Genomic DNA, 26,849 nt, shown 5'->3' on the forward strand with positions numbered 1-26,849 from the left:
ATACGCGATACTTTGCTTAGTTGAATGCCTGCTCGAGGTCAGCCAGAATATCATTGATATTCTCAGTGCCGATGGACAGACGGATGGTGCCCTGATGGATACCCTGATCCTCCAGCTCCTCTGCGGTCAGCTGCGAGTGAGTGGTGGTTGCCGGATGGATGACCAGGCTCTTAACGTCAGCAACGTTTGCCAGCAGAGAGAAGATCTGCAGCTTGTCGATAAACTTGAATGCTGCTTCCTTGCCGCCCTTGATATCAAAGGTGAAGATGGACGCACCGCCGTTCGGGAAGTACTTCTCGTACAGTGCATGGTCCGGATGATTCGGCAGAGACGGATGGTTTACATGCTCAACCTGCGGGTGATTGGTCAGGAACTCAACGACCTTCTTGGTGTTCTCAACGTGACGCTCGATACGCAGAGACAGAGTCTCAGTGCCCTGCAGCAGCAAAAATGCGTTGAATGGAGAAATGGTAGCACCAGTATCACGCAGCAGGATAGCGCGGATGTAGGTTACGAAAGCAGCAGGACCAACTGCATCTGCAAAAGAGATACCATGATAGCTCGGGTTCGGCTCAGCAATCGGTGCATATTTGCCGGATGCCTTCCAGTCGAACTTGCCGGAATCAACGATGATACCACCAAGGGTCGTGCCGTGCCCGCCAATGAACTTGGTAGCAGAGTGAACAACGATATCAGCACCGTACTCGATCGGGCGGATGAGGTACGGAGTGCCGAAGGTGTTGTCAATTACGAGCGGCAGACCGTGCTTGTGCGCAATCTTTGCAATAGCCTCGATATCCGGAATATCGGAATTCGGGTTGCCGAGAGTCTCGATGTAAACAGCCTTAGTGTTGTCCTTGATAGCACCTTCCAGCTCTTCCAGATTGTGTGCATCAACGAAGGTGGTCTCAACGCCGAACTGCGGCAGAGTGTGTGCCAGCAGGTTATAGCTGCCGCCGTAGATGGTCTTCTGTGCTACGATGTGGTCGCCAGCCTGAGCAAGTGCCTGAATTGTGTAAGTGATCGCTGCGGCACCGGAAGCGGTAGCCAGAGCAGCAACACCACCCTCGAGCGCTGCAATGCGCTTCTCGAACACATCCTGCGTAGAATTGGTCAGACGACCGTAGATATTGCCTGCGTCAGCCAGACCGAAACGGTCTGCCGCGTGCTGACTGTCATGGAAAACATAAGAAGTGGTCTGGTAGATCGGAACTGCACGAGAATCGGTAACCGGATCAGCGGTCTCCTGACCGATGTGCAGCTGCTTGGTTTCAAAGGACCAGTTTTCGGTATTCTTGATAGTTGCCATGATAATAATCTCCTTTTTATATACATGTTTGAAGTGATTGATTCGTTTCGTGTACTAAAAAGAAGGTTCACATTCGCCCAAATCGGAAATTCGAGCGGAGCAGCTTTTCAAAGTAGTATCGCATAACCGCGTCTCCTAAATTCATATTATTTCACTGGGATTGCTATGATTATACTAAACTCCCCCTCTTCTGTCAACCCTTTCCGACAAACTTTTTTCGTTCCGGCAGATTGCCCAATTTCCGATGGTCTAATCCCTATTTTTCGATAGGTTTTAGGGCAGTGTTTTCTGTTCGCCATCCCAATAAAAGAAAACCGCCGCACAGGGATTGTGCAGCGGTTTTGATGATCAATGTTCAGCAGCGAAAAAAATCAGAACTCGATCTTCTTTGCGATATAAGCAGCAACTTCCTCGATCTTGATGCGCTCCTGCTCCATAGTGTCGCGGTCACGAACGGTTACGCAGCCGTCCTGCTCAGTCTCGAAATCGACGGTTACGCAGTACGGCGTACCGATCTCGTCCTCACGGCGGTAGCGCTTACCGATAGAGCCTGCATCGTCAAAATCAACAGAGAACTGCTTAGCCAGCTCCTGCCAGATCGGCATAGCCTTGTCGGTCAGCTTCTTGGACAGCGGCAGTACAGCAGCCTTGAACGGTGCCAGAGCCGGATGCAGACGCAGAACAGTACGAACATCGTCCTTGCCGTTCTTGTCCTGACCTACAACTTCCTCGTCATAAGCGTCGCACAGGAAGGCCAGTGCAACACGGTCAGCACCAAGCGAAGGCTCGATAACATACGGAATATACTTCTCGTTTGCTTCCTGATCGAAGTATTCCATCGAAACACCCGAGGTGTTCTGATGCTGGGTCAGGTCGAAATTAGTGCGGTCGGCAATGCCCCACAGCTCGCCCCAGCCAAACGGGAACATAAACTCGATATCGGTGGTAGCGTTGGAGTAGTGAGACAGCTCCTCCGGATCGTGGTCACGCAGACGCAGGTTCTCGTCCTTCATGCCGAGAGACAGCAGGAAGTTGTGGCAGTAATCCTTCCAGTACTTGAACCACTCAAGGTCGGTGCCCGGCTTGCAGAAGAACTCCAGTTCCATCTGCTCAAACTCGCGGGTACGGAAGGTGAAGTTGCCCGGGGTGATCTCGTTGCGGAAGGACTTGCCCACCTGACCAACGCCGAACGGAATCTTCTTACGGGTGGTGCGCTGGATGTTCTGGAAGTTTACGAAGATGCCCTGTGCGGTCTCCGGACGCAGATACAGCTCGTTCTTCGCGTTCTCGGTAACGCCCTGGAAGGTCTTGAACATCAGATTGAACTGACGGATGTCGGTCCAGTTGTGCTTGCCGCAGGTCGGGCATGCGATCTCATGCTCATCAATGAATGCCTTCATCTCAGCCTGGCTGAGCGCGTCAACACTCTTGCCGAGATCGTAGTTATTCTCAGCACACCAGTCCTCAATTACCTTATCGGCACGAAAACGCTCCTTGCACTCCTTGCAGTCCATCAGCGGGTCAGAGAATCCGCCAACGTGACCGGAAGCAACCCAGGTCATCGGGTTCATCAGGATCGCGGAGTCAAGACCTACATTGTACTGGCTCTCCTGCACAAATTTCTTGCGCCATGCTGCCTTGACGTTGTTCTTGAACTCAACGCCGAGCGGACCGTAGTCCCAGGTGTTTGCAAGACCGCCGTAAATCTCCGAGCCGGAGTATACGAAGCCACGGCCCTTGCAGAGCGCTACGATCTTTTCCATTGTTTTTTCGCTGTTTTTCATGTTAAATTCTCCTTTTGGCACAGCTGGCTGCTGCACGCTGTTTTTGCTTTGCACCCGAAAAAAGTGCTTGACATGAAATTATTCTACCGTTATAATTAATAATTGTCAAGGGTAGTTTAGCGAATTAAACGAATAGAGTTCGGTTTGATCGGTAAATTGCTTGCAAAAAGTTGACATTTGGGCGATTAGCGCAGTTGCAAGCAGTGCGGAAAGCAGTCTCCGTCTTCCCTGTTCTGTTGAGTTTGGTCAAAACACTTTTCTTGACAACATATATTCGGGCTTGTAGCTCAGTTTGGGAGCGGAAGCGGCGCAGAAAGCAGTCCCCATTCTTCTCTGTTTAGTTGAGTTTGTTCGAATTGCTTTTATTGGCAAAAATGTAAATATTCGGGCGATTAGCTCAGTTGGGAGAGCGCTGCGTTCGCATCGCAGAGGTCGAGAGTTCGAATCTCTTATCGTCCACCATAACGCGAAGATACGAACTCTTTTTCGTAGTTCGGAATATTTTCGCGTTAGCCATCAGAATAGAGCATACCCGATTGCGGGTGTGCTCTTTTTCTTTGCCCTCATCTCTGTTATACTAAAAACATAGGATTGGAGGAAATATGAATGGCTTCAAGAAAAATTCTGGTCGGTGAAAAATACTTACACTTTAAGAATAAGCTGTATCAGGTACTCGCTATCGCCACGCACACGGAAACCGGCGAACCGCTGGTGATCTATCAGGCGCTCTACGGCGACTTCAAAATTTATGCGCGGCCGTATGATATGTTCGCCTCCGAGGTGGATCACAAGAAGTACCCTGATGTTACGCAGCGTTTCCGCTTTGCTCATGTAATCTTTGACGGAGATACGCCGCAGCCAACCGAATAAAAAAACAACCCCTCTGAGAGCCGATATAAAACCAGTTCCCAGAGGGGTTTCGCTTTACTTCTCCATAGCCTTCGCCAGCTTCTTCACGAGGTCCTCACCGTACTGATTGATACCGCAGCAGATACTCGATGGTCTGCTCCTCCAGATCGGCAAGCTCCTGCACGGTGACGCTCAGCAGCTTGCGAATCGGGTCATACCCGATCATAAAGCCTGCCCGTTCCAACGACCGCAGTTTGATGTAGTTCACCTCATTCTTGGTAATGCACTCGCGTGTACGGGATTTCGGTTGCCTCGTAGATCTTGTCGTGCGTGCGAAAAACCTACAAGACCCATTTCTCGCCCGCAAGCCACGCAACCACACGCGCCTCGATAGCGGAAAAGTCCGCGTCCACGAATTTGTAGCCGGGGCTCGGGCACCAGTGCCGTCCACACCAACTGCGAAAGCGTACCGGGGTATGCTGCCGTACAGCATTTGCACGGCTGCCGAGCGGTTCGCCGTCGCGGGTCTTGCACACGTTGCCCAGACCGAAGCCTACGCTGCGGTTGCCGGAAGCATCATACGGGAAGAAGTTGACGGTCACGCAGGCATATATACCGGGGTAAACGTCAGTCGGCAGCAGGTCGGCATGGACGTTGGAAATATGCACGCACTGCGGCTTCTGCTTGTGACCCAGTGCCCCTTGCACTCCAGAACGAACGGCTCACCGGATGGTCGGGTGCCGTCGCCGCCGTAGATGACCGGATAGCGTATCTGCAGACGGTTGCCCTTTCACAGGTTCTTGACGTCGTATCCCACAGAGCGACCAGCTGCTCGAGCTGCTCCTCCGTCCAGCAGAAGTAAAGACGCTTGCTCGGCTTGATGCCGCAGCTGTGCTTCTCGACTGCAGCCAGATTGGCTGCGAAGTTGTTGTTTTACATTGAATCTTCTTCTTTCTTGTGCATTTTATCGTACAATGCCAATACGCCGCTTGACGATGTCGGTCGCAACGTCGCCAAGATAGTACATCACGCGATGCTCGCCGGACACTCTCGGTGCGCCGATTATGCGCTTGGCTTTGTGCTTGTCGGTAAAACCGTAGATTTTTGCGACTTGCTCCAGTGTCAGCAATACCATGTTCGAATACATCCGCATCAGGTCGTTCTTGCCCCCCTGACGGAGTTCCTGATTGGTTCAGGCGTTTATGTTTTACACCTCCTTGTGTGATTTATAACCACGCAGGTGGTACACTAATCACAACCAATCGAATGTTTGATACAAAGTGAGGGTGTTTGTTCTGACATTAGGAGAAAGAATCAAAAGAGTAAATGGTCGAAGTTCCCGACACCTATCTCAATGGCCGCAAGCTGGAGGATTTCTGCGCCATGCATGTCCGCGGTGACAGTATGTATCCTGATTTCCGTGATGGTGATATCGTGCTGGTGCTCAAGCAGAACACCATGAACCACAGCGGCGAAATCGGAATCATCAGCTATGGCGATGACGAAATGACCATCAAACGCATCAACTACGTTCAGAGCGAGGATTGGCTGGAGCTTGTGCCCCTGAAACCCGTCTTACCCGCCCAGACGGATCGAGGGCACCGACCCGGAAAGATACCGTATTATCGGTATCCCGCGCGTACTGATACGCGCGTTCTAAATATAAAAATTACGCCCACCGGCTGCAACCGATGAGCGTTAGCGAGTGCATTCTACCCTCTTATTTTACAACCAAAGATGTTTTACAATAAAAACAAATACATTAGACGGATGTTTCCGCAAAACGTTTAGCTATAATGGCAAGCGGTACTCCGTCCGGGTAAAGACCGCGCGATCTCTGGCACAAGGTCGAAGAAAAGAGTAGCGGCTGTCTTTTTACGCAGCCGACTACCGGCAGACCGCATACCGAAACGTCCATGAAGCAGATGTGGCGCTCGTTCAAGCAGGCGCTTGATCTGGATATGGGCGCGCAGATGGCTATCAGCGCAATCGACCCGGAAACGTCCGTCGTGGCTGACGATCTCACGCCGTACTGCCTGCGGCATACTTATGCGACCGACCTGCAGTCCGCCGGTGTCCCGCTTAATGTTGCAAAGGATCTTCTGGGTCACCAGTCGATTGCCATGACATCGCAGATCTACACTCACCTGTCCGTCGATGCCTTTGCCGAGGCATCGCTCAAGGTTATCAACTTCCAGCACGCACAGCAACGTAAGGAAAAGAAGAAATCCGTTGGAAACAGGTGACACATCAGGTGACACATCAAACAGCGAAAATAGCCTGATGCAGCGCATTTTACAAAAAAATACACTCTACCCATTAACCGTGTAGAGTGCATAAAAAGTTAAATTTTAATAAGAAAAAGCTCCCAAACCACACGGTTTAGAAGCTTTTCTGTTGGTGGAAGTTACAGGGCTCGAACCTGTGACCCTCTGCTTGTAAGGCAGATGCTCTCCCAGCTGAGCTAAACTTCCATCGGGTCGTTGTCGTCGTTGTTGTTGTCTTATCCCTGACGACTTGTTTAGTATATAACAGAATTACGAATCTGTCAACACATTTTCTGAAAAAATTCCAAAAAATTTTTAGACCCGAAAATTTACGCCGCGCACAGCGTTCTCCGACATGCGCGGCGTAATGTATTATCGTTCCATCTTTTCACAGAACCGCATCAGCATTGCCGCGACCTGTGCGCGGGTGGCATTCCCCTGTGGATTCAGCCTGCCGTGCGAGCCGTTGACGATTCCGTTCGCTGCCGCCCATCGCATCGCATCGACCGCGTAGGCGCTGACGGTATCTGCGTCTGTAAAGGCATCCAGTGTGCCGCCGGCTTCGGGGACATCCGCATAGCGGTACAGCATGGTGACGAGCTGCTCTCGTGTAATGCCAGCCTCCGGCGCGCGGCCATCCGAAATGCCTGCCGACTGCGCCCACGCCATGCCCTTCTCGTACCAGCTTGCACCGCCGGTCGTATCCGCACCCGCGTACCGTGCGAGAATCGTCATCAGCATACCGCGAGTGGTCGTGCCATCCGGCGAGAACGCATCCGTACCTGTGCCGCTCATCAGACCCTTTTCCACAACACAGCGCACGGCATCGGCGTACCACTCGGTTGGCTTGACGTCATCAAAGCTCACATTTTGAGCAGGCTGTCTCTCGAAAATAGACGTAAGCGTGACATTGCACGCAGGCATGACGAATGTAAACCGACCGTCCTTCTCCGTCACTGCGACCTGCTTGCCGCTCTGGTCAGTAACCGCGATTGTTTTGAGCGCATAGCCTTCCTTTGGCACAGCTTTAATCATCACTGTGCTGCCTTTGGCTGCGTTTTTCGGCGTGATTGAGACCTCGCCGTGCTCGCTCTTAGCCGCAGTCACCGCACCAGTCGGCGTGCGGACCGGACCGCCGCCACCACCACTGCCGCTCGTTCCGCCACTCTGCTGAGCGGTGAACACCGGTGCTGCAGTCTGCGTGCCGTTCAGTTTAGTAAGTGCTTCCTCTGTCAGCGTCGTGTACGTTTTATCACCGATTTTCCACCCGTCAAACGTGTATCCTCGCTTGCCGTCGGTCGGAAACGCCGTTCCGATATCTCCCGCGCCGTAAACGCTGGTCTGCGCACTGCTGTCCGCAAACACGAACGTGATCTCCGCGCGGCGCACGTCCACTGCAGAACGGTCGATCGTGTACGTCACGCCATGGATGGTCAGCGTATCGCCCGCGGCCACGGCATCCGGCGCAGAAACCGTGATCGGCTCGGTCGCAAAGCCGGTCAGTCGAATCGTCAGGCCATCGATTACGGCAGTAACGGTACTCGGCGTGACAGCTGCCGTCTCGAGCGCCTTCTTGATCTGAAACGAGAAAGCTTGTGCCTCGGGCAGCACATAGTTGCCCGCCTTTCCGCCTGCCAGAGCGACCGCGCGTGCGGTGTACGACCCGATTTCGGTCCGGCTGCCGTCCTCGATTATGACAGTAAGCGCATCTCCGTTCACCGCGCCAATCGCTTCTGCCGTGACCAACTTCGGTGTGCCATCATAATAGAAAACACTCTCGCCGTTCCATTTTATCTCAACAGGCTTCGGCTGTACGTTCAACACGCCGTTTTCGTATGTAATTTTGTAATTTTCGGCTTTTGCATCCATCGGAATAATCGTGTAAGTTCCAATATTGCTAAACTGCGCATAGTCAAACGCATAGTTCAGACCCGAAAGCACGTTTTCGTTCTCATTGTTCACGAATCCATTGATTTCCGCACCATTATCACTTAACGTTTCTCCATAGGTTATGGTTTTACCCTTAGCACGAATACACAGCGGCGCTTTTTCAATATGAAACCGAACCGCTTGCGAGGTTGCGGAAGCCGTACTGCTCGTTTCCGGCGCATACGCTTCCACCCAGTAAGTTCCAGCGTTGATCGGTGCACCGTCCAGTTGATTGCTTTTTGCGCCGTTGCTGTCGGCGTAGTAGCGATACGTCGGCGCGGACGTGCCCGAGCAGGTCAGATTGCCCTCGCTGTACGGCAGGCCGGTATAAACTGCATCCTTCGCAATTACAACAAGTTCGACTGTTTTAGGCAGGATTTTACCTTTTACGATGCAGTTTCCGTCTTTCAGCGTGTAATTTTCATTCGTAAGTGTAACTGCAATCGTCACGTCCCTCTCGCCGGCTTCAGCAGATGCGTAGCGCGTAGCGAGTGTGTAATCCGTGCCCTCACTCAGTACCGCGCCATCCGGTAGGTTGCTGAACGCCAGACCGCTAATCTGCGCATCATCATCGCGTCCGTTGTATGTCTTGTCTTCGATTTTCAGCACTGCTGTATCCAAAGAAATCGTGCGCCTATTGATTGAAAAACTGCCGATATCCATCCGTTTGACCGCAGAAAAGTTATCACTCGATGCAATCTCGACCGCCACGTTGTAAGTTCCGGCATGAACCGGCAAAGCCGTGCTGTCGTTGTACCAAACTGCGACCTCGCCAACGCCTGTTTTCGTCCACACAGACGCCTCACATGGCTTGCCGTCATATATCAGATCCGCAGGCAGCGCAACTTTGTAATCCACGTCCTTTTCCGGCATTTTCGGCGTGATTTGGAACGTTTTCTCAACTTTTCCGGTGTAATTACCCTTGCCGTTAATTGTCAACGTTGCCGTACCTCTGTTCACATTATTAGCGTAGGAAAGCTCAAAATCCGTGCCTTTTAACAATTCTTTGCCATTTATCATAACGATCGGCTTAGGATTATGCGCACTTTCGTCATACACATACTCGGTCTGCTTCATATCAATCTGCGCGTCCGCAATATCCCGCGGAGTAACTTTCAACGTACCATTGACGTAAGTAATTGCATAATTTCCCGTCTTATCTGTATCATTTCTGCATATTTTCGCGCCACTTGGCACATTTGACATTTCTCCAGCATCGGTCAGTGTTCCAGATACTATAACCTTGGTAATTTCATCGTCGTTTACCAGCCCGTCTGCCATGTACGAATTTCTCACCAGAGGTTCGCCATCGTACACTTTCTCTGCACTTTCCGCCGTAATTGTAAGCGCTTTCGGTTGGATTTCTGCAGAATACTCCTCGCTTTCCACGATGTACTTGCCGTCCTCCGACGCAAATTTGAGCCGATATTTGTCCCCGATATTCGGGACGGTATCACCGTTTACGACCTCGAATGTGCCGGGCAGTTCTGTGCCATTCAGCGTTGCACTGCAGCCGGAAGCATCAACCATTTCATTCCAGGTCTGGCCGTATGTGCCCTTAGCCGACGTAATCCAGTCTATAATCGGTGTTTCTTCTTTTGAACCTTCTTCTGAGATTAAAACAATCTCGAGTTCGTCAGATAAACCATTACACTCGGCTTTCATATGATATGTTTGCCCTGCTTTTGCATTACAAGTAACAATCATGTCCCAGCGCACATCTATTTTGTTTGTCTGCTTATTTGGTTCTTCTTCCCTACGAAATGTGACACCATTATTCGTGTTTTCGTCCACTATTGTTTTATCTTCTGCATACAATGAAATATTGCATGTTGCTTCGTGGTTGACCGTCAGATCCTGGAAAAGTGCATCCGCCGTATACATATCCTTGTATGGCTCATCACCAGTTGGAATCGAAACAGTAATCGACTTTTCAACTACGGGTGTACCATTTCGATTGATTCGGATTGATGTAGTTGGTTGAGCCTTTCTACATATCCGTTCCGGATAAACCGCATTCTGATAAGTACCGTCGGCCGCTCCCGCAGGAACGACTACCATGCCGAGCGCCATCGAGAGCGCCAAGACCACAGAAAATGCCGTTTTAAAACGTTTCACGTTTTCCTCCTGACCCGCAAGCTGGGATTTGACGATTGCGTGCGCTTCGTTCACTGCACTCTGCACAATTTTTCGCAGAGAACACACATATTTTTATTCAGCTTACCACGAGGTTTCGCATGCGTCAATATTTTAATCGACAAAATTCGACACATAATATTCAGCATTTTCCATAAAGGCGCAGCCAGTCGTTAGTCTGTTTCTTCGCGTCTCATCCGCTTATGCAGTGTGCCTTTTATTCGACAGAATATTCATATTTGCATATTTATGTTATTATCTTAAAAACGACTACCAATTCTCTATTATGTCATTTCCATATATACTGTCTAATATTTTTCGTTTAATGACTATGCGTTCATTTATCTGCGTTTCGTATAAATATTCTATAAGTGCAAGAAAACACCGTGAAGCTTTTCACAGAGCTGCGCCGTTGATGAGCAATAATAAGACGAAAAACACGAGCGCTGTATATTTACTCTGGAAGCAGACCAGTCCTCGGCGTATTCCATGAGATACGTTGTCACCAGACGAACATAGGAACTTTTATTCGGAAAGATTCCAATCACGCTGGTACGTCTCCGGATTTCACGATTCAATCTCTCAATCATGTTGGAAGATGAGATTTTTCACGCATCCAGCATTGGAAATGCATAGAAGGCCAGAGAATCTTCCAATCCGTCTTCAAGGCACTGAACCGCTTTCGGAAAGCGTTTGGCATAGGAGTCGATCACATCATATGCGCGATAATATCTCTGCGGCCATTTTCGTCCACACCGCGCACGATAAGCACCGCCATGCTGACAATTCTGCCATCTACACGAACTTTTTCGCACAGTGCGTCCACCCGGAGAACCGGGTATACTGTATCAGCGAGGGAGCGATTAACGAAGAACGGAATGTAGCCGCCCTGACGAACCTTGGGTACCATGAGGTACATCGTGCCCATTCGGGTATCCAAACGACGAGGACGATAACCGCTGCGGTAGCCGCTTCTTCCGTCCGTGCGTTGACTTTTCTCTGCGCCTAGCTGCTGATCGACCTCTGCCTCCATCAGCTCTGTGCATAGCCATTCCAGCCATACTCAGCATCGGATCCGGTTGCGTCACACATTGCAGTAGCAATTCTGTCAGATTTGTGGTATTCTATTTGTGTGCCATTAGGGTCTCTCCTTTACATCATGATTTTTTCGACAACTATCATTTTGCAGGAGCCCTGATGGCTTGTCTATTTTCTGTTTGCTTTTGCGAACTTGATCTCCATAAAGCCATGCTATTCTTCCTAATTCATATGATAAGGTACAATAAGTTGCGCAAATTGAAAACCGCATAAAAGAAGACATAGTTTGCAGGCTCTGGTAGAATGAAGTTACCACACACCATTCTGAAAGGAGACAACAAACTATGTCCGAGAAAATTGTACAGCTGAATGAGGAAATCATCAAGGGGAAAAACAAGGAATTGGTCCGCAGCAGCGTGGAGGAAACCCTGAATGAGCTGCCGGAAAAGGAGACGGAGTCCCTGAGACAGGCTGCCCGCTACGAACGCAGCGAGACCGTCAGGGCTACCGCAAGCGGCCACTATGACCGGAATCTCACCACCGCCTCTGGTGACGTCACGCTCCATATGCCGCGACTCAAGGGCGTATCCTTCGAGACTGCCATCATCGAACGGTATCGCCGCCGGGAGAGCAGCGTGGAGGAGGCCCTCATCGAGATGTACCTGGCAGGCGTGTTTCCGTGCACCGGGTAGAGGACATCACCGAGGCGCTGTGGGTCAGCAAGGTCTCGCCCGCCATCATCAGTGAACCGAACAAGAAAGCCTACGTCCATATCGAGGACTGACGCAACCGCCCGTTACAGGGCGGGCGCTATCCGTATGTCTACGTGGACGGCATCTATCCGCGCCGCAACTGGGGCGGAGAGTATGAAAATGTAGCCATTCTGGTGGCAATCGCCGTGAATGATGACGGTTTCCATGAGGTTTTAGGCGCCGCCGAGGGAATGAAAGAGGATAAGGCCAGCTAGGTCAGCTTCTTTCAGTGGCTCCGCGGACGCGGCTTGGACGGCGTAAAACTCATCGTCGGTGACAAGTGCATGGGGATGCTGGAGACCGTGGGCGAGGTGTTCCCAGACGCCAAATACCAGCGCTGCACAGTGCATTTCTATCGCAATGTTTTCTCTGTTTTGCCTAAATCCAAGGTCAAAATTGTGGCAAAAATGCTCAAGGCGATCCACGCCCAGGAGAGCAAAAAGACATTCCGCGAGAAGGCTAAAGCAGTCGTTGCCGGACTGCGCGCCATGAAGCTGAAGGAGGCTGCCAAGAAGGTCGAGGACGGCATTGAGGAGACGCTGACCTACTGCGATTTTCCCAGTGAGCATTGGACGCGCATCCGCACCAACAATGTGATCGAGCGGCTGAACCGTGAGATCCGCCGCAGAACCCGCGTGGTGGGGACGTTCCCTGACGGCAACTCTGCTCTGATGCTGGTCTGCGCTTGGCTTCGCCATGTGGCGGGCACGCAGTGGGGCAGAAAAAATATATGAACATGAAGCACTCGGAGACAGCGCTGGACGACGCCTTCATTGCCGGCTGACTTCACTCAGCCGGAGAACCTGCAAACATTTTTGCGCACAAATCTTGACGGGACCGAGTCTATTAGATGCACGCATGTGATATAATCTTGGTCACGCATTTTGTCAATTCGTATACAGATCTTTGTCGAAATCATAGATATTGCCGCACTGTTTGCGATTATTGAACAAAAAGGTGCTCTCCGTTTGCTGGAGAGCACCTTCGTTTTTTACTTAGCCGACACGCTGTCTGGAGTGGTGCAATTCGATCTGCTTGGACTTGATGAACACGCTCAGCTTCTTGTAGGCAAGCATGGTAATCGCAGTCAGGATTGCGCCTTTGATGAGATTGAACGGCAGAACGCCGAGCAGCAGATAGCCCTGCATGCCGGTCACATACGGGTTGATCGCGTTGCATGCATCAAAGATAGCCTGCAGCGGCATAACCTGCGAATAAAATGGAATGATAAGAAAATAGTTGGTCAGCATACCGACACAGGCCATAGCGACCGATCCGGCTGCACAGCCGAGGACAGCCATCTTGCGGCTCTTGTGACCGCGGTACAGCAGCACGGCGATAACAACGAGCGTGGAAAGCATCAGAAAATCTGCGACCTCACCGGAGCCGCCGGTCTGGGTCTGGGTCAGATGAATGATGTCCTTGATGCCGATCATCGTGATCGCCGGAGCGATGCCGAAGATAAACGCACCGATGAGCACGACTGCGCCGGACAGATCCACCTTGAGGAACGGCGGCATGAACGGAATCGGGAATTCAAAGTACATCAGCACGGTTGCGATAGCCGCAAAAATTGCGGTGTAGGTGATTTTGCTGGTTTTTGTCATTGCTGTTTTTCTCCCTTTCAGGAGTCCTGTTCCATAAATAAAACAAGCCCCTGGATTGCTCCAGAGGCATACAGACGTAGCGATAGGTACATCTGTTTCTCTCATCCGGACTATAACCGTCGGTTGGGATTCTAACCCATCATGCCTTGCGGCTCGCAGACTATCAGGCTCGAAGCCTGTATACTGCCGGTGGAGACTTTCACTCCGCCCTGAAACAGAACTGATTTATTTATACTGCTATTATAGTCGCCAGTAAAAGACTTGTCAACACTTCAGCAAGAAAAAACATAAAAGCCGCCTTCCCTTGCGAAAGCGGCTTTTTATCAGAAATCAGTCTTCCTTGCTGCTCATCAGAGTAACCATAACGGCCTTCTGTGCGTGCAGGCGGTTTTCTGCTTCCTCGAAAATTTCGTTTGCGTGCTCCTCGAACACCTTGGTGGTGATCTCCTGCTCACGGTAGGCCGGCAGGCAGTGCTGCACCATGCAGCCCGGCTTTGCAGCAGCCAGCAACTCATCATTGACCTGATAGCCCTGGAATGCCTTCATGCGGACTTCCTTCTCGGCTTCCTGACCCATGGACGCCCATGTATCAGTGATAACAACGTCTGCGTTCTCAGCAGCCTTCATCGGGTCATCGGTGATGAAGAAGTTCGGGTTCGGCTCTGCGAATGCCATAACCTCAGCGTCCGGACGGTAGTCCACCGGCGTTGCGATGGAAACCTTCATGCCGGTCTTGAGACCACCGACGATCAGCGAGTTGGCCATGTTGTTGCCGTCGCCGATGTAGCACAGCTTGAGGCCCTCGAGGACTGCGAACTTCTCGCGGATGGTCATGAGGTCCGCCAGAACCTGACACGGATGGCAGAAATCAGTCAGACCGTTGATGATCGGAATAGAGCCGTAGTTTGCCAGATCCTCTACTTCCTTCTGCTCGTAGGTGCGGATCATGATGCCATCCAGATAGCGGCTCAGCACGCGGGCCGTATCCTGTACCGGTTCACCGCGGCCAATCTGCAGATCACGGTTGGACAGGAACAGCGCCTGACCGCCCAACTGATACATGCCAGTCTCGAAGGAAACACGGGTACGGGTGGAGGACTTCTGGAAGATCATGCCAAGGCTCTTGCCTTCCAGGTGACGATGGGAAATGTTGTGTTTTCTCTCATACTTGAGCTGATCCGCCAGATCGAGCAGACCGATGATCTCCTCGGTGGAGCAGTCAAGCAGCTTCAGTAAATGCTTCATTGTAATAAACCCTTTCTGCAAATTAGCAATGAATAATTAGTAGTTAGTAATTATTTGGGTGCTGCTGCACCAGTGCGATAATCACGTTAATTACTAATTGTCAAGACCTTTGATTAAAATACCTTTGCCATGATAGCGAGTGCTTCATCCATCTCTTCCTTCGAAATGGTGAGCGGCGGGAGCAGACGAACGGCATTTTTGCCGGCGGTGATCGCCAGAACGCCGTTTTCGATCAGCTTATTGGCAAACACAGAGTGCTTTCCTTCCTCAACGATGATGCCGAGCATGAGACCCATGCCGCGCACACCCTTGATATTCGGCGAGCCAAGGGACAGGATGCCGTTGCGAAGGTACTCGCCCTTTTCGCGTACTTTCATCAGGAACTGGCCGTCACCGACAGTATCGAGCACGACGTTTGCTGCGGAGCAAACAATCGGCGTACCGCCGAAGGTGGTCGCGTGTGTGCCCGGCGTCAGGACGTTGCAGCAGGTATCCGCCGCCATGACGGCGCCGATCGGCATGCCGCCGCCAAGACCCTTTGCCATAGTGACAACATCCGGCTTGATGTCGTACTGCTGGAAAGCAAACAGGCTGCCGGTACGACCGATACCGGTCTGCACCTCGTCGATGATGAGCAGCATATCCTTCTCGCGGCAGAGCTTCTCTACCTCCTTGACGAACTCGCGGTCAAGCGGCAGGACACCGCCCTCGCCCTGAATCAGCTCCATCATGATGGCGCAGGTCATATCGTCCGCCTTTGCGCGTACCGACTTGATGTCGTTGGCAACCGCGTAATCAAAGCCCTCGGTAAACGGGAAGAAATAGTTGTGGAAACGCTCCTGACCGGTGGCCTTCAGCGTGGTTACGGTACGTCCGTGGAAGGAATTGATGAGCGTCAGCACCTTGAAGCGGCCCTCACCATACTTGTCGAACGAGTACTTGCGTGCCAGCTTGATGGCACCCTCGTTTGCCTCGGCGCCCGAGTTGGCAAAGAATACCTTGCCGCCCAGATGCGTCTTTTCTACCAGCTTCTTGGCAACCTGAACCATCGGCTCGGTGGTGAACAGGTTGGAAACATGCATCAGCTTGTGCGCCTGCTTATCGATCGCGTCAATGATTGCCGGATTGGCATAACCCAGACAGTTTACACCGATGCCGGAAGCAAGATCGATGTACTTCTTGCCCTCAACGTCCCACAGAGTCGCACCCTCGCCGTGGTCCAGCGCAATCGGGAAACGGCCATAGGTGTTCATTACATATTTATTTTCTTCGCTTTTTAATTCATTGTAAGTCATAGGGTATCACCTTTTATCGGAGATACGGAGCGAATCATTCTCCATTCTCCATTTTCAATTCTCAATTACTGAAACATAGTGCCTGCGCCGACCTTGGAAAGCAGCTCGATCAGAATCGAATGCTTGACACGGCCATCCAGAATGGTGGCACGCTCAACGCCCTTGCGGACTGCCTCAACACAGCAGTCTACCTTGGGGATCATGCCGCCCTTGATGATGCCGTCGCGCACCAGCTTCGGCACCTCGGACACCTTGAGACGGTGAATGACACTGTCCGGATCGTTAATGTCCTGCATCAAACCGCGTACGTCGGTCAGCAGAATCAGCTTTTTTGCACCGAGTGCAACTGCCAGCTTGCTGGCTGCGGTATCAGCGTTGATGTTGTAGTTGGTTTCATCGTCGATGCCCTGTGCAACGGTCGAAACGACCGGAATATAGCCCTGCTGCAGCACGTCGATAACCGGAGACGGGTCTACATCCATAATGTCGCCGACGTAGCCGTAATCCGTACCCGAGCGGTCGGTCAGGCGCTTCGCCTGAAACAGGCCGCCGTCCATGCCGCCGAGACCGATGCCGCGGCCGCCTGCCTTCTCGATCAGGGTTACAAGGTCCTTGTTGACCTTGCCGCACAGCACCATCTGGACGATATCCATGGTTTCACGATCGGTGTAGCGCAGACCGTTGACAAACTTGCTCTCCTTGCCGATCTTTCCCAGCATTTCATTGATTTCCGGGCCGCCGCCGTGTACGATAACGACCTTGACGCCGACCAGATTGAGCAGTACCAGATCGTGGATGACCGCGTCCTTCAGCTCCTCGTTGATCATTGCGTTGCCGCCGTATTTTACAACAACGGTCTGACCGTAATATTCCTGAATATACGGAAGCGCTTCGACCAGAATATTGGCACGCAGCTCCGCATCAAGTTGAGTATCCATACTAATTCGTTCCTTTATCGGGAGTTTTCTTCGTTTTTAAGAATCAAGTTCTGTAATCACCGTTGATCTTAACGTAATCGTAAGTAAGATCGCAGCCCCATGCAGTAGCGCTGTCCTCGCCCTCATTTACGTCAACCGCAATGGTAACCTCGTTCTCGGAGAGCACCTTTTTCGCCAGATCTTCATCAAAATCCAGAGCAGCACCCTTGTCGCAGACTGCTACGCTGCCTGCAGCGGACTCGAACGCCACAGAAACGTACTCCGGACGGAACGGTGCCTTGGAATAACCCATTGCACACAGCACGCGTCCCCAGTTTGCATCTGCGCCGAACATGGCCGCCTTGACAAGATTGGAGCCGACAACAGCCTTGGCCAGTCGCTCAGCTGCTTCCTCGGAGCGGGAGTTCTTAACGGTGCAGGTAACCAGCTTGGTTGCGCCTTCGCCGTCTGCAGCGATCTGGCGCGCCAGGCGGGTGTTGACCTCGTTGAGTGCCTTGCAGAACGCCTGATATTCCTCGTCCTGCCACTCGATGAGTGTATTGCCTGCCATGCCGTTTGCGAGCACGATGCACATATCGTTGGTGGAGGTGTCGCCGTCAACCGTTACACGGTTGTAGGTCTTCTTTACGTTCTCCTGAAGTGCATCAGTCAGCATTTCATGCGTGATGGCGCAGTCGGTCGTGATGAAGGACAGCATAGTGCCCATGTTCGGATGAATCATGCCGCTGCCCTTGCAGATGCCGCCGATGCGGCAGGTCTTGCCACCGATGGTGAACTCGACAGCCGCCGTCTTGGGCTTGGTGTCGGTGGTCATGATGGCACGGTTGGCCTTTTCGGAGGCATTGTCCTCCAGTTTAAGCTCCGGAAGGTGCTCCTCGATGCACTCGATGTTCAGGCGCTGGCCGATAACACCGGTGGATGCAACGGCAACGTCGGTTTCCGCAACGCCGAGCAGTTGAGCAGCTGCCTTTGCCATGCGGCGGGCGTTCTCCATACCGTCCGGTGCACAGGCGTTCGCGTTGCCCGCATTGGCAACGATCGCGCGTGCTACGCCGTCCTCGAGGTGCTCCATGGTAACATACAGCGGAGCCGCCTTGACACGGTTCATCGTGTAGGTGGCAGCCGCGGTGCATTCGCATTCGCTGAAAATGATTGCGGTATCGTCATTCGTGCGGCTTTCCTTGACGCCGCAGCGCACACTGCCCGCCTTAAAGCCCTTTGCGGCGCAAACGCCGCCTTCGATAATCTTCATAACTGTTTCCTCCTGCTGAAATCAGAGGTTTAAGCCGGTCGTTTCATCCAGACCGAGCATGATATTCATATTCTGCACGGCAGCGCCCGAAGCGCCCTTGCCGAGATTGTCAAACAGCGCGGTGACGATCGTCTGCTCCTCGTGGCCGCAGACAATGAGCTTTAAGCTGTCGTGACCGGCCAGCGTGTTGGCGTAGATCATCGGCTCTTCCCCGCCGAACGGCGCCACGGTGACAAGCTGTTGACCCTCGTAGTGCCTGGTGAGCGTCGCATGCACGAGATGTGCATCTACGCCCGGGAGCATAACTGTGGTGGCCATACCCTTGTAAAAGTCACCTACGATTGGCACGAACACCGGCGCCTGCGTCAGACCGCAGATGTAGCCCATCTCCGGCAGGTGCTTATGGTGCAGGTTCAGACCGTAAATGCGCTCGGAATCGTGTCGCGGATCGCGGTTCTCGTCCTGATACTCCGCGATCATTTTCTTGCCGCCGCCGGAGTAACCGGTCAGCGAAGCACAGGTGAGCGCGGTGTCCTCGGCAATGATACTGTTTGCTACCAGCGGGTAAACCGAGGAAATAAATCCGCTTGCGTGGCAGCCCGGATTGGCAACGCGCTTGGAGTTCTTGATGGCTTCGCGGTGCGCCTTGGACAGCTCAGCAAAGCCGTAATCCCAGTCCGGGTCGGTGCGATGCGCGGTCGATGCATCGATGACACGGGTGGTATCATTCTCGATGAGCGAAACCGCCTCTTTCGCCGCCGCATCCGGCAGGCACAGAAACGCAATGTCGGCTGCATTGAGGAACTTGCGGCGCTCCTCGGTGTCCTTGCGCTTATCCTCATCGATGAGCAGCAGCTCGATGTCGTCGCGGCCGCCGAGGCGCTCGTAAATCTGGAGACCGGTCGTGCCCTCTTTGCCGTCGATGTAAATTTTAGGCTTCATCGTCCTCAACCTCCGCGATGAACTTGTCAATTTTATCAATCTGGCGGGTTACTTCCTGCGGAGCCGGGCCGCCGATGACCTTACGCTCAGCAACACAGGTGCGCAGGTCGAGTGCGTCGTATACGTCGTCGCCGAACTTGTTGGAAATTGCTGCAAAGTCGCGCATGGTCATGGTCTCGAGGGTCTCATCGGCCTTGATACACTGGTTGACCAGACGGCCGACCGTCTTGTACGCATCGCGGAACGGAACACCCTTCTTGGTCAGGTAGTCGGCGCAGTCGGTTGCGTTGATAAAGCCACGGGAGGCTGCCTTGCGCATGTTGTCGCGGCGCAGCGTCATGGTGGAGAACATCGGCGTAAATACCTCAAGGCACTGCTTTACGGTGTCGATAGCGCCGAATACAGCCTCCTTGTCCTCCTGCATATCCTTGTTATACGCCAGCGGCAGACCCTTGAGTACGGTCAGCATGGTGGTCAGCGCACCGTAAACACGGCCGGTCTTGCCGCGGATCAGCTCGCAGACGTCCGGATTCTTCTTCTGCGGCATGATGGACGAGCCGGTGGAGTACGCATCGTCCAGCTCGACAAACTTAAACTCCCACGAGCACCACGAAATAATTTCCTCGGACAGACGAGACAGGTGCATCATCAGGATGGACAGCGCGGAGAGCAGCTCCACGCAGTAGTCACGGTCGGATACGCCGTCGAGCGAGTTGTCGGTCAGGCGGGCAAAGCCAAGCTGCTGACGAACGAAGTCACGGTCGATCGGATAAGTGGTCGAAGCCAGTGCGCCCGAGCCAAGCGGCATTTCGTCCATGCGCTCGCAGCAGTCCTGCAGGCGGGATACGTCGCGCTTGAGCATGTTGGCATACGCCATCATATAGTGTGCAAAGGTCGTCGGCTGTGCGCGCTGCAGATGGGTGTAGCCCGGCATAACCGCATCAAGATTCTCGCGGCTCTTTGCGGTCAGTGCCTTCATGAAGCCGAGGATCAGCTTGATGATCTCCTTGATCTCCTTCTTGACGTACAGACGCATATCGAGTGCAACCTGATCGTTTCTCGAACGGCCGGTGTGCAGACGCTTGCCGGTATCACCGATGCGCTCGGTCAGCAGCTGCTCGACGTTCATGTGGATGTCCTCGTAATCGAGCGAGAACTCAACCTTGCCGTCCTCGATATCCTTCAGAATGCCCTTAAGACCCTCGACGATCTTTTCGGCCTCATGCTCCTCGATGATACCCTGCTTACCCAACATGGTAGCGTGCGCGATAGAGCCGGTGATATCTTCCTTATATAAGCGGCAGTCAAACAGGATGGAAGAGTTAAAGTCGTTTACCACCAGATCGGTTTCCTTCTGGAAACGTCCTGCCCATAATTTTGCCATATCTATGTTACCTCACAAAACACTCATAGGGCGGCACACGACGGGCGTGCCGCCCTATGATTTCTTTTACTTACTTTTCAACAGACGGGAAATGCTCACCGGTCTTCTTGTACAGGATCTGATCGTTCAGGGCACGAACCTTGAGCGGCAGACCGAACAGGTTGATGAAGCCTGCGGAATCTGCCTGATCGTAGCAGTCATCCTCGTTAAAGGTTGCCATATCCTCGGAGTACAGGCTGTACGGAGAGGTTACGGAAGCCGGGATGATGTTGCCCTTGTACAGCTTCAGCTTAACATCGCCGGTAACGGTCTCCTGGGTGGAGTCAACAAATGCAGAGAGCGCCTTGCGCAGCGGCGTGTACCACTGGCCATTGTAAACCAGTTCGCCGAACTTGAGAGCAACCTGATTCTTGTAGTGTGCGGTCTCCTTGTCGAGGGTGATCTCCTCCAGCTTTGCATGTGCTGCGTACAGGATCGCACCGCCCGGAGTCTCATAAACACCGCGGCTCTTCATACCGACCAGACGGTTCTCAACGATATCGAGGATACCGATGCCGTTCTCGCCGCCGAGCTTGTTCAGCTTCTCGATCAGGGCAACAGACTCGAGCTTCTCGCCGTCAACTGCGGTCGGAACGCCCTTCTCGAAATGAATGGTAACATAGGTCGGCTTGTCCGGAGCCATTTCCGGGGAAACGCCCAGCTCGAGGAAGCCCGGCTTGTTGATCGGTGCTTCGTTGGACGGCAGCTCGAGGTCCAGCCCCTCATGGCTGAGGTGCCACAGATTCTTATCCTTGGAGTAGTTGGTCTCCTTGTTGATCTTCAGCGGGATGTTGTGTGCTTCCGCATACTCGATCTCCTTCTCACGGCTGTTCAGCTCCCAGAAACGCCACGGAGCGATAATGTCCATCTGCGGTGCAAATGCATGAATAGCCAGCTCGAAACGAACCTGATCGTTGCCCTTGCCGGTGCAGCCGTGGCAGATCGCGTCAGCGCCTTCCTTCAGTGCAATATCAACAATACGCTTTGCGATGATCGGACGAGCGAACGAGGTACCCAGCAGGTACTGCTCGTAGGTTGCGCCCGCCTTCATGGTCGGGATGATGTAGTCATCAACGAAGTCCTTGGTCAGATCCTCGATGTACAGCTTGGACGCGCCGGTCTTGAGCGCCTTCTCCTCCAGACCGTCCAGCTCGGTGCCCTGACCGACGTTGCCGGAAACCGCAATGACCTCACAGCCGTAATGCTCCTTCAGCCACGGAATGAGTACCGAAGTATCCAGACCGCCGGAATATGCCAGAACAACTTTGTTATATTTCTTTTCCATGTTTTTCGACCTCGCATTCTGCGTTTTTTTCGATGGTTTTATTATACTACCGCCATACTCATTTGGCAAGTGAAATTTATAATTATTTTCTCTATTGTATATTTATGCATACTATGAATTTGAATTTGATAAATAATGCTTGCACTTTCTGTAAAAACGTACTATTATATTATAAATGCACTGTGTCAAGACAGATTGCACGGAATGAATAAAAGCGCACAAAAAATAGTGCGCAAAGGGGCGTTTTTCGCAATGACCGAAAGAAATTTAACCATGCTCACTGACTTTTACGAGTTTACGATGGCGAACGGATACTTTGAAAAGGGTATCGGCAACCGCCGCGCATACTTCGATATGTTCTTCCGCCGTGTACCGGACGGCGGCGGATATGCCATCATGGCAGGCGTGGAACAGCTGATTGAATACTTCAATAACCTGCATTTTTCCGAAGAGGATATTGCATATCTTCGCAACCGCAAGTGCTTCTCGGAGTCCTTCCTCAATTATCTGCGCGATTTTGAGTTTGAATGCGACGTATGGGCCGTACCCGAGGGTACGCCGGTATTTCCCGGTGAGCCGCTCGTAACGGTGGCCGGTCCGATGATCCAGGCACAGTTTGTCGAAACCATGATCCTGCTGACCATCAACCACCAGACCCTGATCGCCACCAAGGCAAACCGCATCACGCGTGCAGCAGAGGGCCGTACCGTACTTGAGTTCGGCTCCCGCCGGGCACAGGGCTACGACGGCGCTATCCTCGGCGCCCGCGCTGCCTACATCGGCGGCTGTCAGGGCACGGCCTGCGTTCTGTCCGACCGTGACTACAAGATTCCGGCCGGCGGCACGATGGCGCACTCCTGGGTGCAGATGTTTGACAGCGAGTACGAAGCCTTCAAGGCTTATGCGGATATTTATCCGGATAACTGCGTATTCCTGGTTGACACTTATAATGTACTCAAGTCCGGTGTGCCGAACGCAATCCGTGTCGCCAAGGAACTGGAAGCGGAAAAGGGCATCCGCGCACGCGGCATCCGTCTGGATTCCGGCGATATCGCTTACCTTTCTATCGAGGCCCGCAAAATGCTCGATGCCGCAGGCTTCGAGGATATGCAGATCATGGCGTCCAACTCGCTTGATGAGTATCTGGTACGCGACCTGCTCGTGCAGGGTGCCCGCGTAGACTCGTTCGGCATCGGCGAGCGGCTCATCACCTCCAAGTCCGAGCCGGTATTCGGCGGCGTATACAAGTTGGCTGCCGTTGAGGATGAAAACGGCGAGATCATCCCGAAGATCAAGGTTTCCGAGAACGTCGAGAAGATCACCACACCGCACTTCAAGCAGGTGTACCGCCTGTTCGACAACAAGACCGGCAAGGCGCTCGGCGACGTGCTCACCGTGCACGACGAGCAGATCGACGCTTCTCTGCCGTATGTACTGTTCCATCCGGTCTACACCTGGAAGCAGCGTATCGTTACCGATTATACGGTTCGTCCGCTGCGCGTACAGCTGTTCAAGCACGGCAAGTGCATTTATAACAGCCCGGATGTTGAGGACATCCGCAAGTACTGCATCCGTGAGGTCGATACACTGTGGGATCAGATCAAGCGTTTCGAAAATCCGCAGACCTACTTCGTGGATCTTTCCAAAAAGCTGTGGAGCTGCAAGAACGAACTTCTTGAAGCCTGCCGCATCTAACAAGCAAATTCGCAGACAGCGAACCATAATATAGTGGTTCGCTGTTTCTTTGCGCCCAATCGCAAGATTGTATAAAAGCTGTGAGCATCCCTGCACAGGATTTCGCTCACGCAGCCTGTTTCAGCAGTTTTCCGCAGAAACACGCTATCTTTTCGCAGGTGTAAATCGCAAGAATTTAGTAGTACATCGCACCGCAGGAGATTATACTAATAATCGCGGTCAAAAAAACCGCATATTCCACACAAATCGAAGGGATACACCAATGAAAGCATTTCTATCCTCGCTGAGCCGCAGCAAGCGCTATGTTGTCGCAGAACTGCTTCTCGTTTATTTCGCACAGGGGCTGAGCTCCATCATGCTCGGCTCTGTGCTGCCGGATTTACGCGCGGCCTACGCGCTGGATTACCAGATCGGCGGCACGTTGCTGTCCGCACAGTCGATCGGCTATCTCGGCATCGGCCTGCTGTCCGGTCTGGCCGCCATCAAATGGGGACTCAAACGCGCGTACCTCATCCTATATTATGTATTCGCGGTCGGCTTTGTCATGCTGTTAACCAACGGCTCGCCGGTCTGGCTGCTGGCGGCCATGTTCCTGACCGGCATTTCCAAGGGCGCTATCACGGATTACAACAACCGCGTGATGAGCGAATACGCGAACGGCAGTGCCACTCCGCTCAACATGATGCACGCGGCGTATGCGTTCGGCGCGTGTGTGGCTCCGCTGGCTGTGCTCGCCTGCCACAAGCTGGGCGGCGACAACGGCTGGCGTCTTGCGCTCGAGATTTCCATTGTGCTGCTGACGGCTTCGTTTATCTTCGGCCTGTTCATGAAGATGGACGATGATAAATCCACGAAAACCGGGCAGAAATCCGCAACCGATTACGGCTTTTTCCGCGAAAAGCTGTTCTGGCTGTGCACAGCGCTCTGCTTTTTCTACGAGGCTGTTGAGGCTTCCATGATGGGCTGGCTGACCAGCTTTTACATTGATTCCGGCGTGCTCGCCGCAGACGCTGCGCAGATCATCACTTCCCTGCTGTGGGTTTCGCTGCTGATCGGCCGCTTCTCGTGCAGTGTGATCGCTGCGAAATTCCGTCCGTGGCAGATGATCACGGTCATGTGCTTCGGCATGGCGGCATTTCTCGTGCTGCTCGTCACCGGAACCACGCTTTCCGTGCTCACGATTGCAACGATCGGTCTGGGTCTATGCATGTCCGGCATGTACGGCACAACGGTAGCCAACGCCGGAGACCTGTTCTCGCGCTATCCGGCCTCCATGGGCATTTACGTTACGCTCAATGGCTTCGGCGCGGCTATGGCTCCAGCCGCGATCGGCATCGCTGCTAACCGTACGGGAATCCGCTGGGGTTTTGCTATCCTGCTGATCGCAGGCGTGCTGCTCGTTGTCTCGGCAGTGCTCAATGCACGGTATTTCAAAGACAGACAGCACAGCAAGGCGGTTTCCCGCACCTAAAAAGCACAAAAACCTCTCTCAAGCGTTTTGAGAGAGGTTTTATTTTTATTCCGCTGCCGTTTCCGGCTCCTGCTCGACAGCCTGCCTTGCAGCTCTTACGGCAAGGTGTGTCTCCAGCCAACGTGAAATATCTCCGAAGGTCTCAAGTCTGTCAAGCTCGTTGAGCACCTCGTGGCGCGCATCCTTATAAAAGATGACCTCGATATTCCTCACGCCGTTGCCGCGGTACAGATTGACCGTACGGCGCACACCCTCACCGTACCGCCCAACCGGGTCCTTATCACCCGAGATGAACAGCAACGGCAGGTCCTTCGGCGTTTTCCGGAAGGTCACCGGATTGTTCGCCTTGGTGATGAGCGTAAACAGGTCGCGGAATCCGGTCGCGGTAAACACGAAATTGCATTTTTCATCCGACTGATAGAGCGACACGACCGCCTCATCGCGGCTGAGCCAGTCAAACACGGTTTTCGGCTGCTTGATTTTCCTGTTGAAGCCCTTGAACACCAGATTGGACAACAGTCCGCTGCGATAGGTGATGCCGCGCGAGCGTGCTACCGAATCCGCAAGATGTACGATGCTGCCGGAGGCAGCGATCGGACCGACTGTGCCGATGAGGATGCAGCCGGACAGCTTCTCTCCGTAATCGAGCAGGTACAGCCTCGCGATCAGCGAACCCATCGAGTGCCCGAGCAGGAAATACGGCAGGTCAGGATAGCGGCGCTGCATCAAGTCGGTCAGGTGCTTGACATCCTCAACAAGATACTTCCAACCGTCGCGAGCGGCAAAAAATCCGAGATCCGCCGTGCGTGAGACCGATGCTCCATGTCCGATATGATCGTTTCCGCAGACAATAAAGCCCAGTCCGCAGAGATACTTCGCAAATGCGGTATAGCGTGAAAAATACTCGCACATGCCGTGAGACAGCTGCACGATACCGCGCACCTCTACTCCTTCAGGAGCAAGAATATAATAGGTGACATTGGAAACACCATTGGCACTTTTGTAAATATTTTGCGTACACTTGATATTCATATGCAACACCCGATCATGGACTGTACTTCTTCACTGTTAATACTATACCACAAATCCACTTATTGTGCACCTGTTTTTGATAAAGTTCACAGTTCATTTAAAAATACACTGTCAAAAATTGCTGATTTTTAAATACCTTTCCCGACTGCAAATTATGCAGGATTACGATATCGCAAACAGCGACCGATGTGCTACAATAAAATAAATCACGGGCAGTGCTGTATTGCCCAATCCAAAAGAAAGAAGGATATACCCATGCCGTATATTGCTGTTACCACCTCCAAGGCCCTGTCCGACGAGCAGAAGGACGAGCTGAAGAAGACCATCGGCCAGAAGATCTCCCTGATTCCGGGCAAGACCGAGGCTGCTCTGATGGTTGACATCTCCGACAACCACACCATGTACTTTGCAGGCGAGAAGCGCAAGCTGGCGTACGTTGATGTTCGCTGCTACGGTTCGACCGAGTTTGAGAACAAGAAGGCACTGACCGAAGCACTGTTTGATGCTGTCGAGCTGCACACCGGTCTGCACGATGACAGCATTTACCTGACGTACTCCGAGTTCTCCAACTGGGGCACCCGCGGCACCATGAAGTAAACC

At 52.7% G+C, this 26,849-nt stretch carries 19 protein-coding genes, 2 tRNA genes, 4 pseudogenes and 1 riboswitch; of the genes and pseudogenes, 8 read left to right on the plus strand and 17 right to left on the minus strand.

Annotated features, from left to right (window positions below):
- Window positions 1–16 precede the first annotated feature (16 nt).
- Together PGS25_RS05490 and PGS25_RS05495 are read right to left on the minus strand one after the other, a co-directional pair.
- Window positions 17–1,309: an O-acetylhomoserine aminocarboxypropyltransferase/cysteine synthase family protein gene (locus PGS25_RS05490; RefSeq protein WP_117488003.1), complete on the minus strand. Its 1,293-nt coding sequence runs from the start codon at window positions 1,307–1,309 to the stop codon at window positions 17–19.
- A gap of 371 nt (window positions 1,310–1,680) precedes the next feature.
- The gene (locus PGS25_RS05495; RefSeq protein ID WP_110436756.1) at window positions 1,681–3,093 is read right to left on the minus strand and encodes a glycine--tRNA ligase; all 1,413 of its coding nucleotides are present in this window, start codon (window positions 3,091–3,093) and stop codon (window positions 1,681–1,683) included.
- 386 nt (window positions 3,094–3,479) lie between these two features.
- Between PGS25_RS05495 and PGS25_RS05500 the strand changes: the two genes are divergently transcribed.
- Both PGS25_RS05500 and PGS25_RS05505 read left to right on the plus strand, forming a co-directional pair.
- Window positions 3,480–3,555 (plus strand) — tRNA-Ala (locus tag PGS25_RS05500).
- Between the two features lie 144 nt (window positions 3,556–3,699).
- The gene (locus tag PGS25_RS05505; RefSeq protein ID WP_270417932.1) at window positions 3,700–3,963 is read left to right on the plus strand and encodes a DUF1653 domain-containing protein; all 264 of its coding nucleotides are present in this window, start codon (window positions 3,700–3,702) and stop codon (window positions 3,961–3,963) included.
- Between the two features lie 94 nt (window positions 3,964–4,057).
- Here PGS25_RS05505 and PGS25_RS05510 read toward each other — a convergent pair whose 3' ends face one another.
- The 3 genes and pseudogenes from PGS25_RS05510 to PGS25_RS05520 all read right to left on the minus strand — a co-directional run bounded on the left by PGS25_RS05510 (window position 4,058) and on the right by PGS25_RS05520 (window position 5,077).
- A complete protein-coding gene (locus tag PGS25_RS05510) occupies window positions 4,058–4,210 on the minus strand; it encodes a hypothetical protein (protein WP_270417933.1) in 153 nt (50 codons plus the stop codon).
- Between the two features lie 271 nt (window positions 4,211–4,481).
- A pseudogene (locus tag PGS25_RS15735) lies at window positions 4,482–4,649 on the minus strand (ssDNA-binding protein); the annotation flags it as partial.
- A 257-nt stretch (window positions 4,650–4,906) separates the two neighbouring features.
- Complete coding sequence (locus tag PGS25_RS05520; RefSeq protein ID WP_158577985.1) at window positions 4,907–5,077, minus strand: hypothetical protein; 171 nt, start codon at window positions 5,075–5,077, stop codon at window positions 4,907–4,909.
- A gap of 191 nt (window positions 5,078–5,268) precedes the next feature.
- On the opposite strand from PGS25_RS05520, the gene PGS25_RS05525 reads away from it, so the two are divergent.
- Together PGS25_RS05525 and PGS25_RS05530 are read left to right on the plus strand one after the other, a co-directional pair.
- A complete protein-coding gene (locus PGS25_RS05525; RefSeq protein WP_117487993.1) occupies window positions 5,269–5,637 on the plus strand; it encodes a S24 family peptidase in 369 nt (122 codons plus the stop codon).
- A gap of 164 nt (window positions 5,638–5,801) precedes the next feature.
- Window positions 5,802–6,188, plus strand: a pseudogene (locus PGS25_RS05530) (tyrosine-type recombinase/integrase); the annotation flags it as partial.
- A 152-nt stretch (window positions 6,189–6,340) separates the two neighbouring features.
- Here the strand turns inward: PGS25_RS05530 and PGS25_RS05535 are convergent.
- The 3 genes and pseudogenes from PGS25_RS05535 to PGS25_RS05545 all read right to left on the minus strand — a co-directional run bounded on the left by PGS25_RS05535 (window position 6,341) and on the right by PGS25_RS05545 (window position 11,386).
- Window positions 6,341–6,416, minus strand: a tRNA-Val gene (locus PGS25_RS05535).
- A gap of 165 nt (window positions 6,417–6,581) precedes the next feature.
- Window positions 6,582–10,256 (minus strand): S-layer homology domain-containing protein, encoded by a 3,675-nt coding sequence (locus PGS25_RS05540; protein WP_270417935.1) that lies wholly within the window; start codon window positions 10,254–10,256, stop codon window positions 6,582–6,584.
- Window positions 10,257–10,639: 383 nt separating this feature from the next.
- Window positions 10,640–11,386 (minus strand): annotated as a pseudogene (locus tag PGS25_RS05545) (transposase).
- 270 nt (window positions 11,387–11,656) lie between these two features.
- Between PGS25_RS05545 and PGS25_RS05550 the strand changes: the two are divergent.
- Window positions 11,657–12,848: pseudogene (locus tag PGS25_RS05550) on the plus strand (IS256 family transposase).
- A gap of 211 nt (window positions 12,849–13,059) precedes the next feature.
- On the opposite strand, the gene PGS25_RS05555 reads toward PGS25_RS05550, so the two are convergent.
- The 8 genes from PGS25_RS05555 to PGS25_RS05590 all read right to left on the minus strand — a co-directional run bounded on the left by PGS25_RS05555 (window position 13,060) and on the right by PGS25_RS05590 (window position 22,051).
- Window positions 13,060–13,671: an ECF transporter S component gene (locus PGS25_RS05555; RefSeq protein ID WP_110436750.1), complete on the minus strand. Its 612-nt coding sequence runs from the start codon at window positions 13,669–13,671 to the stop codon at window positions 13,060–13,062.
- 89 nt (window positions 13,672–13,760) lie between these two features.
- A riboswitch (FMN riboswitch) is annotated at window positions 13,761–13,892 on the minus strand.
- Window positions 13,893–14,001: 109 nt separating this feature from the next.
- Window positions 14,002–14,916, minus strand: coding sequence for an ornithine carbamoyltransferase (gene argF, locus PGS25_RS05560; protein WP_270385745.1), 915 nt, complete (start codon window positions 14,914–14,916; stop codon window positions 14,002–14,004).
- 113 nt (window positions 14,917–15,029) lie between these two features.
- Window positions 15,030–16,211: an aspartate aminotransferase family protein gene (locus PGS25_RS05565; protein WP_118729826.1), complete on the minus strand. Its 1,182-nt coding sequence runs from the start codon at window positions 16,209–16,211 to the stop codon at window positions 15,030–15,032.
- A gap of 65 nt (window positions 16,212–16,276) precedes the next feature.
- A complete protein-coding gene (gene argB, locus PGS25_RS05570) occupies window positions 16,277–17,149 on the minus strand; it encodes an acetylglutamate kinase (protein WP_118729825.1) in 873 nt (290 codons plus the stop codon).
- Between the two features lie 43 nt (window positions 17,150–17,192).
- Window positions 17,193–18,401: a bifunctional glutamate N-acetyltransferase/amino-acid acetyltransferase ArgJ gene (gene argJ, locus PGS25_RS05575; RefSeq protein ID WP_270417936.1), complete on the minus strand. Its 1,209-nt coding sequence runs from the start codon at window positions 18,399–18,401 to the stop codon at window positions 17,193–17,195.
- Window positions 18,402–18,422: 21 nt separating this feature from the next.
- On the minus strand, window positions 18,423–19,343 hold the full coding sequence (gene argC / locus PGS25_RS05580; RefSeq protein WP_270417937.1) for an N-acetyl-gamma-glutamyl-phosphate reductase: 921 nt from the start codon (window positions 19,341–19,343) through the stop codon (window positions 18,423–18,425).
- Complete coding sequence (argH, locus tag PGS25_RS05585) at window positions 19,333–20,727, minus strand: argininosuccinate lyase (RefSeq protein ID WP_118480142.1); 1,395 nt, start codon at window positions 20,725–20,727, stop codon at window positions 19,333–19,335. The genes argC and argH overlap by 11 nt, the downstream gene beginning before the upstream one ends.
- A gap of 70 nt (window positions 20,728–20,797) precedes the next feature.
- Window positions 20,798–22,051: an argininosuccinate synthase gene (locus tag PGS25_RS05590; protein ID WP_117487980.1), complete on the minus strand. Its 1,254-nt coding sequence runs from the start codon at window positions 22,049–22,051 to the stop codon at window positions 20,798–20,800.
- A gap of 252 nt (window positions 22,052–22,303) precedes the next feature.
- Between PGS25_RS05590 and PGS25_RS05595 the strand changes: the two genes are divergently transcribed.
- A complete protein-coding gene (locus PGS25_RS05595) occupies window positions 22,304–23,746 on the plus strand; it encodes a nicotinate phosphoribosyltransferase (protein ID WP_118480144.1) in 1,443 nt (480 codons plus the stop codon).
- Between the two features lie 262 nt (window positions 23,747–24,008).
- On the plus strand, window positions 24,009–25,217 hold the full coding sequence (locus PGS25_RS05600; RefSeq protein ID WP_270417938.1) for an MFS transporter: 1,209 nt from the start codon (window positions 24,009–24,011) through the stop codon (window positions 25,215–25,217).
- Window positions 25,218–25,262: 45 nt separating this feature from the next.
- Here the strand turns inward: PGS25_RS05600 and PGS25_RS05605 are convergent, their stop codons facing one another.
- Entirely contained in the window at window positions 25,263–26,249 is a 987-nt protein-coding gene (locus PGS25_RS05605) for an alpha/beta fold hydrolase (RefSeq protein ID WP_118359493.1), read from the minus strand.
- A gap of 255 nt (window positions 26,250–26,504) precedes the next feature.
- Here PGS25_RS05605 and PGS25_RS05610 point away from each other — a divergent pair, with 255 nt between their 5' ends.
- Window positions 26,505–26,846 carry a phenylpyruvate tautomerase MIF-related protein gene (locus tag PGS25_RS05610; protein WP_158575149.1) on the plus strand — a complete coding sequence of 114 codons (342 nt, stop codon included), beginning with the start codon at window positions 26,505–26,507 and terminating at the stop codon, window positions 26,844–26,846.
- The last annotated feature ends 3 nt before the right edge of the window (window positions 26,847–26,849 follow it).

The sequence above is a fragment of the Butyricicoccus sp. AM78-15b2TA genome (assembly GCF_027665985.1).
In the GTDB taxonomy this organism is placed as follows: Bacteria; Bacillota; Clostridia; order Oscillospirales; family Butyricicoccaceae; genus Agathobaculum; species Agathobaculum butyriciproducens.

Bases quoted from the DNA above. Each gene is read 5' to 3' on its own strand.
- PGS25_RS05490 (WP_117488003.1), bottom strand. From the start codon at position 1,309: ATGGCAACTATCAAGAATACCGAAAACTGGTCCTTTGAAACCAAGCAG.
- PGS25_RS05495 (WP_110436756.1), bottom strand. From the start codon at position 3,093: ATGAAAAACAGCGAAAAAACAATGGAAAAGATCGTAGCGCTCTGCAAG.
- PGS25_RS05505 (WP_270417932.1), top strand. From the start codon at position 3,700: ATGGCTTCAAGAAAAATTCTGGTCGGTGAAAAATACTTACACTTTAAG.
- PGS25_RS05520 (WP_158577985.1), bottom strand. From the start codon at position 5,077: ATGGTATTGCTGACACTGGAGCAAGTCGCAAAAATCTACGGTTTTACC.
- PGS25_RS05525 (WP_117487993.1), top strand. From the start codon at position 5,269: ATGGTCGAAGTTCCCGACACCTATCTCAATGGCCGCAAGCTGGAGGAT.
- PGS25_RS05555 (WP_110436750.1), bottom strand. From the start codon at position 13,671: ATGACAAAAACCAGCAAAATCACCTACACCGCAATTTTTGCGGCTATC.
- argF (WP_270385745.1), bottom strand. From the start codon at position 14,916: ATGAAGCATTTACTGAAGCTGCTTGACTGCTCCACCGAGGAGATCATC.
- PGS25_RS05565 (WP_118729826.1), bottom strand. From the start codon at position 16,211: ATGACTTACAATGAATTAAAAAGCGAAGAAAATAAATATGTAATGAAC.
- argB (WP_118729825.1), bottom strand. From the start codon at position 17,149: ATGGATACTCAACTTGATGCGGAGCTGCGTGCCAATATTCTGGTCGAA.
- argJ (WP_270417936.1), bottom strand. From the start codon at position 18,401: ATGAAGATTATCGAAGGCGGCGTTTGCGCCGCAAAGGGCTTTAAGGCG.
- argC (WP_270417937.1), bottom strand. From the start codon at position 19,343: ATGAAGCCTAAAATTTACATCGACGGCAAAGAGGGCACGACCGGTCTC.
- argH (WP_118480142.1), bottom strand. From the start codon at position 20,727: ATGGCAAAATTATGGGCAGGACGTTTCCAGAAGGAAACCGATCTGGTG.
- PGS25_RS05590 (WP_117487980.1), bottom strand. From the start codon at position 22,051: ATGGAAAAGAAATATAACAAAGTTGTTCTGGCATATTCCGGCGGTCTG.
- PGS25_RS05595 (WP_118480144.1), top strand. From the start codon at position 22,304: ATGACCGAAAGAAATTTAACCATGCTCACTGACTTTTACGAGTTTACG.
- PGS25_RS05600 (WP_270417938.1), top strand. From the start codon at position 24,009: ATGAAAGCATTTCTATCCTCGCTGAGCCGCAGCAAGCGCTATGTTGTC.
- PGS25_RS05605 (WP_118359493.1), bottom strand. From the start codon at position 26,249: ATGAATATCAAGTGTACGCAAAATATTTACAAAAGTGCCAATGGTGTT.
- PGS25_RS05610 (WP_158575149.1), top strand. From the start codon at position 26,505: ATGCCGTATATTGCTGTTACCACCTCCAAGGCCCTGTCCGACGAGCAG.